We start from the raw sequence: 8,998 nt of genomic DNA, 5'->3' as shown, positions 1-8,998 counted from the left end.
GACGCACCAGGAACAAGGGGCAATGCCGGGAGTCATCATAAGCTCCCGCGATAGGTTGCCCCCCGACCGGGAGTTTAAAGCGGCCTTGGCGTTCCCCGCGCCAAGGCCGCTAGCGTTATTGTGTGGCATTGCAGCATGAAAAAGCGCGAGATAGCGAAGGGCATCCCCTGACGTTTTTTCTATCATTTTCGGCGAGCCGAGGGCGGGGGTAATCCCTAATGGTGCTGCTTAGACGCGGAACGGGGCGGGAATGCAGGAAGTCATCTTTCTTGCTTCCGTTGTCAGCGCGCCTGACGGCGGGAGCTTGGAATGCAGCCCCGACGCGCCCGATGACCGTGTCGGGGTCGTCTGCTGGTGCGGCCACTGCTCCTAGGAAGCGCAGCGCGGCTTCAGATTGACCGATCGCAGGAAACTGTCCAAGTCGCTCTGGCTGCAGTTCTTAGCTTCGCCAAGCTGTTTCAGCGCTTCGGGGCGGGCAATTGGCGCACCGTTTCCGCTACCCGCATTCCGCTTTGCCGATTTGTACTTGGTGTCCGCAGGATCGTGCCAATGTCGAGAAATGATCTTGGCCGGTGCCTTCTGTCGATCGGCCTGACGGGCCGGGATAGCTATTGGCGGGTCTGCTGCGGTGATCGTTGCTGATGCTGAAGCGCCCGTTGTGATCGCAGCAACCTCGTTTGCTGACACGACTTCATTTCCCACGGCGACCACATCTGTCGCGGGTTCGGCCTTGAGTGGTAGACGGTCGCTCTTACTCGACGTCTCCGCCACTGGGTAGGCTTCGTCAAGCGGCAGCGCGGGATTCCTCCCGAGCGCTGTAACCGCGCCCATTCCGACCAGGCCAATTACTCCGACGGCTACAAGCTTGATCCACACTGATTGATCCTCGACCAACGCAGCGAACCGGAGGCTTCTCTCGAAATTAGCCCAGAATAAGGCTAAGCTATTGGCGCGTCTGACAGAATGCGTCGCTATACGATCCAATCCAAAAGAGAGATGCTCCGATCATTTGTGGGTTGGATGGTGGGTTGACAGACCGCACGAGCGAGGGTCCGACTGTCGAACCGGTTTGCGATGAGCATGATGACCTCCCGAGCAGTTTCTTGACCGATGAGGGCTAGGCAGCAAGCGACGCTAGCTGGGCTTCGGCGTGCCGTCGATAGCTAAACGACTGCAGCAAGAATGAACCTGCACCTCCGGGTCTCACACCGACAGGACAGCGTTACAGACAGTATTGCTACGGCTCATAAAATCGACGGCGCGTCTGCCCAATCGGACGTAACCTTGCGCCTTTACTCCGATTGCGAAAGGGGGGAGACGCCATGTCGTCGCCCGTATGCTTTGCCTGTAACGTGGAGCGCAAGCTCGTTGCCGTCGCCGCTTTCACGAAGGATTACGACATCCACTCATTTGAGTGTCCGATCTGCCATTCCACCCTGCGACTGGCGGTCCGACGCGAACCGACGTGGGACCGAGTGCCAGGACATGCCTAGCCGGCGAGGCCACCGTAGTCGCCCGGGATAGAAGTTCTCCCTGCACCGCAGGATATTTGCCGTGTTCATGAAATTTATATTCGCGCTCGTCCGGCGGCCTTAACAGGCTGCCGGGCCTTTGCGCCAACTTTCGGCGACGGCTCAGTTCTTCTTGCGGTCTCTTGACTTCCTCATGTAATAGCCTTGGCTGTGGACCGCCTGCCTGATCTCCTCGCTAACCCTGATGACCCTCTTCTTGCTCTTGCGCCATTTTCCTTGGGCGCCAATGTCAGGCACCGGCAATCCCTTTTTCACAACGAGCAGATCACGCCTGACGTTGAAATACACCTCGACCATGTAGCCTCCCAAAAGGCTGAAAGTATCCATCCAGAGCAGAGCGCGGCTCGCACAAATGCAACTGCGTGTTCGGGGCGCTGCCTGTGAATATCGAGGAGAAGTGCCGCGCTCGTTGTTTCCACAAGACATTTTCTGGTTGGATGTTGTTCGCATGCCGCACCCAACAACCAACGATTATCTGGATGAATATGACCGGGAGCTGGACGAGATCGTCGCTGCCTGTGACGGCGATGTGCGTAGCGCTCTCAGGGCTCTGTTGCTGGTCAATGAGCAGTTGGAGCACATCTTAAATTGTTTGAACGCGGAACTGATCGAGCAGGCGTCGCGGCATCGACGGCAGACGCTGCACTAAGCTTTCCAAATCCAACTCGGAGATGGGGCCGTCGTCAACCTTCCGCGCTGCTCGAAATGCTCCGAGATCGTTCTCAAACTCCAACCCGTGCTTATCATCAACGTTGTGCCCCCTTGGAGGGCGAATAAAATCTCGGCATTGCGCTTCCCAGCGCGCGTGATCCTCACCCTGATGCTGCATGTTGGAGCGCGGAAACCGTCGGTGCGGAAGAGTAGGTAGACAGCAATTCTGGCGGGACTGCATCCCAAGTAAGTTACCTCGTCGGAATGGGGCTAGCCGGAAAGGGATGAGCTGCCCGGGCTACCAGGCGGCCTCTCTGATCGGCGCGCAGGCCGTAAGCCGGATTTTTCCTGCATCGGTAAACCGGAAATACGTGCGCACGCGCTGGCCGTCATACGTGCGATAGTCGAGCGAAACACAGTCCCCCTCGGGCATCAATGCTTCGATCTCGAACACATCGGCTCCCAACGCCGCGAGCCTTTGACCCCAGTACCATTTCATCGCGGCTCGGCCTTGAAAGCTCCCGCCCTCGCAGCACTCGACCGTAGCCGTGTCATCGTAGAGGTTTAGCAAATCACCCAGGCGGCGCTGCTTACAGGCGTCGATCCAATCGATAACGACACTACTGGCATCGAAGTCCTCCCGAGCGTTGGACATGTTACTCCTCCTCGTCGGCGCTGCCCGACGAGATGGGTAAGTGCTCTGGGCTGAATGGATGGTGAACCGGCCTAGTTCCGCCGATCATTTTTCATGTTCCCGCTCGTTGAGCGTTTCGCGTTTGATACCGGGTATTCGGAGATGCCCTGGAGGAGCATCAAATTTCCGGCGTAGCGGTCGATCACGCTGGACAGATTGATGATCGCCGCTTGGTTGATGGTGATCAGTAAAGATCATTGAGCTTTACCTCGTGGAACAGTCAGGTGTCCGCCCCGTTACACCGGCTCATGCTCAAGGGAGGACATCCATATGCTGAAAATCGGTTTTGCCCTGACGGCCGCCGCAGCGGCGCTAACAATCACATTGCTTGCCACTCCAGCCAAAGCCGAGGGCGTCAAAATGGCGCAAGGCGTTGATGTCCAGATCGGACGGGATCGCGAGGATCGCTATTACAGAGACCACGACTACAGGGACCGCGACCGCTACGATCGCGACACCACGGTTGGCATCGGCCCGGGAGGCGTTACGGTCGGCCCAAGACAGCGCTGTCACACAGAGGCTGTCACGGTCGAACGTGATGATGGCCGTCGGGTTACGCGCAGGGAACGCCGCTGCGACTAGCGCCAATTCCTCTTTCGGAAACACTTGGCAGGTTCGGCCCGGCCAGGCCGGGCGTCGGCTTGCCGTAGGCAAGGCAGGGAGCAAGACAGCGCCTTAGGGCCGATCGGGCCTTCGCCCAGGGGGTCTTGAACCGAACCGCGCCGCTTAGGTTTCCTCTTCGAGCACGGGAGGGTCCCTCAGGTTTCACGACCGAACGTTCCGCACAGCGTGCGTAAGATTTGGTTCAGGCGTGGATGGGTCGGTGCGCGCCGGAAGTTTACGGAACCTAGTGAGGTCCGGAACGGCAAAGCTTGCTCAACGTTCATAGGCGGGCCGCCGGACGGAGGTTCTTGTCCAATGAATGAAGCAACTTTGTTCATGGTGAGCTTAGTGGTTTTGGCGCTATGGGCCCGCTATCGTCGCGGTCCCTGACATCGTGGCGGCATGAAGCGAAAGCGGCTAAGGCTTCGCCGTTAGTTGCTAGGTGGGTCCCCGAGCCCTCGGACATTGCCTCAACTCGTTTCCCGAGCGTTGCATTCGCTCGCTCGATTTGTGCAGACAGCGCTGGGGCCTTTTTGGTTGGGAACTAATCCCATGCAGCGGCACTCGTGGCCCTGCTCGGTGTCGCGTCGCTACCGGCACCGGGAGCCCAGATTACACTTGTCCTCAGCTTCATAGCTGAGGCCGTTTCTTTCGGAAAAAAATTGGGCAACCGCTTGGTTTGAGTGGTTTCCTTGGCCCCAGCTTGTACCCCTCGCTGGGGCCTCTTTGTGCGCATCAGACAGGCCGTTCGAACCGAAATAGGAGGCCCCGACAACCTTGGGGGCCTGCGGAGGCCGATGTCGGGGCCACTTGCCAGTCCCGCGTCGGGATTTGGCGTCAGAATGATTCTACAAGTTTGTAGACCTCGCAAGCAGGATCCCCGCTGTCTCTGCGAAGAGGTCTTCGCCTGGCTGCAGCATCCTCACGAAGGTTCGGATTCGTGGTACTCGAGGAACTGTCCTAGTTGGGACGCTCGCTGCCCCAAACGTGCTGAGCCTTTCCTATAGCGGCGTAGGAACGGACGTGGCCGAGTCGCTGATCGGATGTTCTGGCCTTAGCAATCGTTATGGTCCGCCAAGTGTTCTCCCTCTATAGGGGAGAAGTGTTACCGGGGTTCTCCGTGGGAGAACGGGAGTTCCGGCGCGATCCAGGAACGGCGCATCTGTCGATCCGTTAACGGACCATCACCGCGCGGTCATGGGTACCTATCGGCAATTCGTTAGGCTGTGGAATGCGAAGCCTTGCTCAGCGCTGGATCGAACATCACCTTGAGGCTGCTTCATCGGTAGCTGAAGAGAATGGTGATGAGCAGGCCCGCGTCATCATAGACCGCGCTCTGCGCAATATCTCTGAGCGCGCTAGTTTATCAGGCCGTCCCATGGACCGCAGAACGCAACTCTTCAGGCTTAGGATGGCAGAGCGCCACGTCGTTGAAGGCGAGCGACGCGTTAATCGGCAGGAACGCATAGTTGCCGAGCTTGATCGAGACGGCCACAATGCGACAGAGGCCAGAAGGCTGCTTGGAAACTTCTACGACGCCCAGAGGCTCCATCTTGAGCATCGGAGCCGCATGTTGAGAGAGTTGCAGTAAGGCCGCCTCAATTGGCGGCCTCTTTCATTGTGGACCTGCGATCAAATCAGCTTGTCGGCTTAGCACAGGCTGGTGCTGCCCTAGTTAGGTTCGCAGTCGGGAATTAGGACACAAAGTGCCTACGCACTTCGCCGGCGGCCATATTGAGCGCCGGGATGTGCTCGGCGGCAAGCTGTCGCTGGATGAGGCTAACAGCCCACCCTTCCGGGATTTCGTCCAGCACTCGATCAACCGCTTCTTCGCGCGAGGTCGCAGCGAGCCAGATTTGGACCTCGCCGTCATCGGTCGTCACGCGAACCAGATGAATTTCGGTAGCGGGCTGCATAACCGTAAAGCGATGCCTGAGCGGATTGTTTCTAGTCAGAGAACCAAGGCGGATTTTTGGAACAGGCCGGCGCTGAGGCAGTTACCGGGGGTGTCCAGATGCCACCCCCCATGGCATTGGACAACACCAACGGAAGATCAGGCCCCGGCGACGTGCCCGCCTCGCTGGGGCCGTTTCTTTGGGATAATGAGATCCACATGGAACTGGTGGAAGGAATCGTCGCAATCGTCGGAGTGCTCAGCGCGGCCGCTGCGGTTGGGACCGGATATTGGTACGTCATGTCAGAACGGCGAAGGCGATAGGCACAACGCCAATAGCTCTCGGTCAGGCGAACAGGTCTTTGCCCGGCTGAAGCATTCTCACGAACGTCCCGCTCTCATGGTACTCGAGCCAGCCCTGATCTTTGGCGTATTCTAAGCCGGCCCAATACTCGGCCGGCGTCGCTTTGTCCTGGTAGATCATAGGATAGTTGATCTTCTCGATGTAGGTCCGGCCGTCCTGCACGGGCTCGAATGCCCGGGCGTGCTCCATGATCCTGCGGGCGGCTTTCTCAGGGTCGGAGTAGGGACGATCACCCACGTATTTCATTTCTCATCTTGGGTTGCTTGGTCGGCAGGGAAACGATTCTCCATTCGTTATAGTCGTAGAGCCCGGCCCAGTGGTGAACAAGCATTCCACATTGCCGGCAATCGAAGCTCCCAGAAGTATTCGTATGGATTGCGCTGCGTTCCTGGATCGCCGAATAGACGATGCGGCAGCCGGGACAGGTGAAATGAACAGTGACGGTTGGCGCCATAATGGCAGCACAACAATAAAGCCCGCTTAGTGTTCCTCGGTTGCCCAAACCGCCCTTCAACTTGTCTTTCTTGGCATGCCTCAGCGCGTCCCCATCCTCGCCTGCGAGAGGTGCGGCCGTACATCGGCGCCGCGCCTGCCGCAGGTGATGCAGGTGAAGTGGGGCTCGAGGTCGGAGAGGCGCACGCGGTCCGGCCACTGATCGACCTTGCCCGGCGGCAGCTCGACGGAATGGCTGCAGCGGTGGTCCGAGCAGAAGACGAGGAGGCCGCGGGCGCCGGACTGGCACATCTCGCCCAGGGTGATCTTGGGCTCGACCATGTCTAGGGCCTCCGAAAAGGCACCACGTCGCCGTCAGCGGCTCGAATGGCCACCCGGGCCAGCTCCATGACGCCAAAATCCTGATCTTCGAGCGTGTCCGCTACGCCCTGACGGTTCATTTCGCCGACGATCGCCTCTGCGACCTTCATCAGACGTGCTGGGGCGTCCGTCAGGTGCATTAGGTCTGCGGCCTTCGAACCGGGCACCACGTCACCGTCGGCTGCGCGGATGACAACTCGGGCCAGCTCGAGCGGGTTGAAGTCGAGGTCGACCACAGCCTCAGCCGCCCCTTGGCGCGCCAGCCCAGTGACGATTGCCTCCGTTACCTTCATCAGGCGCGCCGTTTCTGCAGTGAGGTCCGCCATTGATCTGCTCCGGAGCTTCGGGCAGCCACGACCTTGCCCCCTGGTGGGATAATAAGTCTGTGTCCATTGGGGCAGGTGAGGTCAGATATCGCCCGAGACGAAAACGCGACCCCCTGAGCAGAAACGGTCAGCGCAACCTCACCGCAAACCGGGCACAGGTACCTTTTATCCATGGGGACTGCTGGCGTCAGGCTCATCGAACATCTCATCGTGCTCTCCCTAGCGAATAACCACGAAGTCGTTCTCGAGTTGTCGCCGGCTATGACGGTGGGGCGGAGGGGAAGTTCCATCAGAGTGGACGCCTGCGCAACGGCACCACATCGCCGTCGGCCGCCCGGATCGCGACGCGCGGCAGCTCGAGCGCATCGAACCTGAGCTTAACAAGCGTATCAGCGATGCCCTGGCGGTCCAGCTCGCGGACGAGCGCCTCGGTCACCTTCATCAGTCGGGCGGTCTCAGCGTCGGGCATGTGCATGGGCGGGAGACTATTATGGTAGGACGGAGGATGGCGTCATTTTCCCGGCGAATCGAACGGCGGGGAAGAGCTAGCAGTTGTCGATTATGAGGAGCTTATCAGCTCCATCTGGCGGCGAGCGGCGTTGGCGTGCCGACGATCAATCAGACCGTATCGACCCTGCGGTTCTTCTTCAAGGTCACGCTGCGGCGTCACGAGATCGTCGAGCACACCCACGTCGTTCACGAGCCGCGCAAGCTGCCGGTGGTGCTCAGCGTCGAGGAGGTGGCGCGGCTGCTCGATGCCGCGCCGGGCCTGAAGTACAAGGCGGCGCTGAGCGTGGCCTACGGTGCGGGCCTACGCGGCCGCCGAGGTGGTTTCGCTCAAGATCTCCGACATCAACAGCAAGCGCATGATCATCCGCGTTGAGCGGGGTAAGGGCGGCAAGGACCGTAATGTCATGCTGTCCCCACACCTGCTCGACCTGCTGCGGGCCTGGTGGAAGGCGGCCCGGCCACAGGGCTGGCTGTTCCCGGGCCGCGATCCGGCCCAGCCGATGACGACGCGCCAGCTCAATCGCGCCTGCCACGCCGCGGCCCAGATCGCCGAGATCAACAAGCGCGTGTCGCTGCACACCCTGAGGCACAGCTTCGCCACCCACCTGCTCGAACAGAACATCGATGTCCGCATCATCCAGGTGCTGCTCGGTCACGCCAAGCTCGATACGACGGCGCTCTATACCCGCGTCGCCACCAAGACGATCAGCGAGGTCATGAGCCCGCTGGAGCACGTCGGGTTCAAGCTCCAGGAGACCCGGCCACCCGGCTGACGTTAGGGCCGCGTGTGGCGCGCCCGGCTCTGGAGGTTGCAGACATCTTCCGCGACCATGGGCCGGCATGGCGCAAGACCCATGCCGGCCACGTCAGCCTCGACCAGTTGAAGGTCATGTCGGCGATCGAGAGCTGCCGCACGGCAACCCTCGGCGGCCATGTTGCGCGCTGCGAGGACTGCGCCTACACGTCCATCGCCTACAACTCCTGCCGCAATCGGCACTGCCCGAAGTGCCAGGGCGCCGCGGCAAAGCAGTGGCTCGCCGACCGCGAAGCCGAGCTGCTGCCGGTGCCGTATTATCACGTCGTGTTCACGCTGCCGGCTCGGATCGCCGACATCGCCTACCGGAACAGGGCCATCATCTACGATCTCCTGTTCAAGGTCTCGGCCGAGACCCTGCTGACGATCGCTGCCGACCCAAAACATCTCGGAGCCCGGATCGGCATCACCTCCGTGCTGCACACCTGGGGCTCGGCCATGACCCACCACCCGCATGTGCACATGATCGTCCCGGGCGGCGGCATCTCGCCCGATGGCCAGCGCTGGGTGTCCTGCCGGCCGGGCTTCTTCCTGCCAGTGCGGGTACTCTCACGCCTGTTCCGGCGACTGTTCCTGGAGCGCCTCGTCGCCCTGCATCAGGCGGGGCGCCTGAGCTTCTTCGGCGACGACGCTCATCTTGCCGGAGCGCAATCATTCGCCGCCTTCCTCGCACCGCTGCGCAAGACCGAATGGGTCGTTTATTCCAAGCGTCCGTTCGGCGGTCCTGAGAGTCTGACTCATAAATCACCCAACCTTAGCTGCAGCCGCGAGTCTGCGGGTCAGGAGCCTGATGTGTG

Annotated in this window: 12 protein-coding genes and 1 pseudogene; 4 read left to right on the top strand and 9 right to left on the bottom strand. The window is 60.4% G+C overall.

The features are described 5' to 3' along the window. Nucleotides 1-369 precede the first annotated feature (369 nt). Both Q2M23_RS42590 and Q2M23_RS42585 read right to left on the bottom strand, forming a co-directional pair. On the bottom strand, nt 370-876 hold the full coding sequence (locus tag Q2M23_RS42590) for a hypothetical protein (RefSeq protein ID WP_316399352.1): 507 nt from the start codon (nt 874-876) through the stop codon (nt 370-372). A gap of 758 nt (nt 877-1,634) precedes the next feature. After that, entirely contained in the window at nt 1,635-1,829 is a 195-nt protein-coding gene (locus Q2M23_RS42585) for a hypothetical protein (protein WP_229193075.1), read from the bottom strand. Between the two features lie 55 nt (nt 1,830-1,884). On the opposite strand from Q2M23_RS42585, the gene Q2M23_RS42580 reads away from it, so the two are divergent. After that, nucleotides 1,885-2,181 (top strand): hypothetical protein, encoded by a 297-nt coding sequence (locus Q2M23_RS42580; RefSeq protein ID WP_410469843.1) that lies wholly within the window; start codon nt 1,885-1,887, stop codon nt 2,179-2,181. 300 nt (nt 2,182-2,481) lie between these two features. Here the strand turns inward: Q2M23_RS42580 and Q2M23_RS42575 are convergent, their stop codons facing one another. Then, nucleotides 2,482-2,838, bottom strand: coding sequence for a nuclear transport factor 2 family protein (locus Q2M23_RS42575; protein WP_316399351.1), 357 nt, complete (start codon nt 2,836-2,838; stop codon nt 2,482-2,484). A 309-nt stretch (nt 2,839-3,147) separates the two neighbouring features. On the opposite strand from Q2M23_RS42575, the gene Q2M23_RS42570 reads away from it, so the two are divergent. Continuing rightward, nucleotides 3,148-3,459 carry a hypothetical protein gene (locus Q2M23_RS42570; RefSeq protein WP_316399350.1) on the top strand — a complete coding sequence of 104 codons (312 nt, stop codon included), beginning with the start codon at nt 3,148-3,150 and terminating at the stop codon, nt 3,457-3,459. A gap of 1,387 nt (nt 3,460-4,846) precedes the next feature. On the opposite strand, the gene Q2M23_RS42565 is transcribed toward Q2M23_RS42570, so the two are convergent. The 6 genes from Q2M23_RS42565 to Q2M23_RS42540 form a co-directional block, all read right to left on the bottom strand. Next, a complete protein-coding gene (locus Q2M23_RS42565) occupies nt 4,847-5,041 on the bottom strand; it encodes a hypothetical protein (RefSeq protein WP_229193078.1) in 195 nt (64 codons plus the stop codon). Nucleotides 5,042-5,174: 133 nt separating this feature from the next. Beyond that, nucleotides 5,175-5,396 carry a hypothetical protein gene (locus Q2M23_RS42560; protein ID WP_229193079.1) on the bottom strand — a complete coding sequence of 74 codons (222 nt, stop codon included), beginning with the start codon at nt 5,394-5,396 and terminating at the stop codon, nt 5,175-5,177. Nucleotides 5,397-5,720: 324 nt separating this feature from the next. After that, a complete protein-coding gene (locus tag Q2M23_RS42555) occupies nt 5,721-5,984 on the bottom strand; it encodes a hypothetical protein (RefSeq protein ID WP_229193080.1) in 264 nt (87 codons plus the stop codon). 288 nt (nt 5,985-6,272) lie between these two features. Next, nucleotides 6,273-6,512 carry a hypothetical protein gene (locus tag Q2M23_RS42550; RefSeq protein ID WP_316399348.1) on the bottom strand — a complete coding sequence of 80 codons (240 nt, stop codon included), beginning with the start codon at nt 6,510-6,512 and terminating at the stop codon, nt 6,273-6,275. Between the two features lie 2 nt (nt 6,513-6,514). After that, entirely contained in the window at nt 6,515-6,877 is a 363-nt protein-coding gene (locus Q2M23_RS42545) for a hypothetical protein (protein ID WP_316399347.1), read from the bottom strand. 289 nt (nt 6,878-7,166) lie between these two features. Then, nucleotides 7,167-7,319: a hypothetical protein gene (locus tag Q2M23_RS42540; RefSeq protein WP_316399346.1), complete on the bottom strand. Its 153-nt coding sequence runs from the start codon at nt 7,317-7,319 to the stop codon at nt 7,167-7,169. Nucleotides 7,320-7,448: 129 nt separating this feature from the next. Here Q2M23_RS42540 and Q2M23_RS42535 point away from each other — a divergent pair. Together Q2M23_RS42535 and Q2M23_RS42530 are read left to right on the top strand one after the other, a co-directional pair. Beyond that, nucleotides 7,449-8,160 (top strand): annotated as a pseudogene (locus Q2M23_RS42535) (tyrosine-type recombinase/integrase); the annotation flags it as partial. A gap of 14 nt (nt 8,161-8,174) precedes the next feature. Next, nucleotides 8,175-8,998, top strand: an 824-nt coding sequence (locus Q2M23_RS42530) for a transposase zinc-binding domain-containing protein (protein ID WP_316399345.1), incomplete at its 3' end; no start/stop codon positions are given.

The sequence above is a fragment of the Bradyrhizobium sp. 33ap4 genome, from assembly GCF_032654765.1.
In the GTDB taxonomy this organism is placed as follows: Bacteria; Pseudomonadota; Alphaproteobacteria; order Rhizobiales; family Xanthobacteraceae; genus Bradyrhizobium; species Bradyrhizobium australafricanum.
Note: the sequence above shows the minus strand (reverse complement) of the source record. Positions and strands in the feature narration are given on the sequence as shown.

Bases quoted from the DNA above. Each gene is read 5' to 3' on its own strand.
- Q2M23_RS42585 (WP_229193075.1), bottom strand. From the start codon at position 1,829: ATGGTCGAGGTGTATTTCAACGTCAGGCGTGATCTGCTCGTTGTGAAA.
- Q2M23_RS42580 (WP_410469843.1), top strand. From the start codon at position 1,885: ATGCAACTGCGTGTTCGGGGCGCTGCCTGTGAATATCGAGGAGAAGTG.
- Q2M23_RS42575 (WP_316399351.1), bottom strand. From the start codon at position 2,838: ATGTCCAACGCTCGGGAGGACTTCGATGCCAGTAGTGTCGTTATCGAT.
- Q2M23_RS42570 (WP_316399350.1), top strand. From the start codon at position 3,148: ATGCTGAAAATCGGTTTTGCCCTGACGGCCGCCGCAGCGGCGCTAACA.
- Q2M23_RS42565 (WP_229193078.1), bottom strand. From the start codon at position 5,041: ATGCTCAAGATGGAGCCTCTGGGCGTCGTAGAAGTTTCCAAGCAGCCT.
- Q2M23_RS42560 (WP_229193079.1), bottom strand. From the start codon at position 5,396: ATGCAGCCCGCTACCGAAATTCATCTGGTTCGCGTGACGACCGATGAC.
- Q2M23_RS42555 (WP_229193080.1), bottom strand. From the start codon at position 5,984: ATGAAATACGTGGGTGATCGTCCCTACTCCGACCCTGAGAAAGCCGCC.
- Q2M23_RS42550 (WP_316399348.1), bottom strand. From the start codon at position 6,512: ATGGTCGAGCCCAAGATCACCCTGGGCGAGATGTGCCAGTCCGGCGCC.
- Q2M23_RS42545 (WP_316399347.1), bottom strand. From the start codon at position 6,877: ATGGCGGACCTCACTGCAGAAACGGCGCGCCTGATGAAGGTAACGGAG.
- Q2M23_RS42540 (WP_316399346.1), bottom strand. From the start codon at position 7,319: ATGAAGGTGACCGAGGCGCTCGTCCGCGAGCTGGACCGCCAGGGCATC.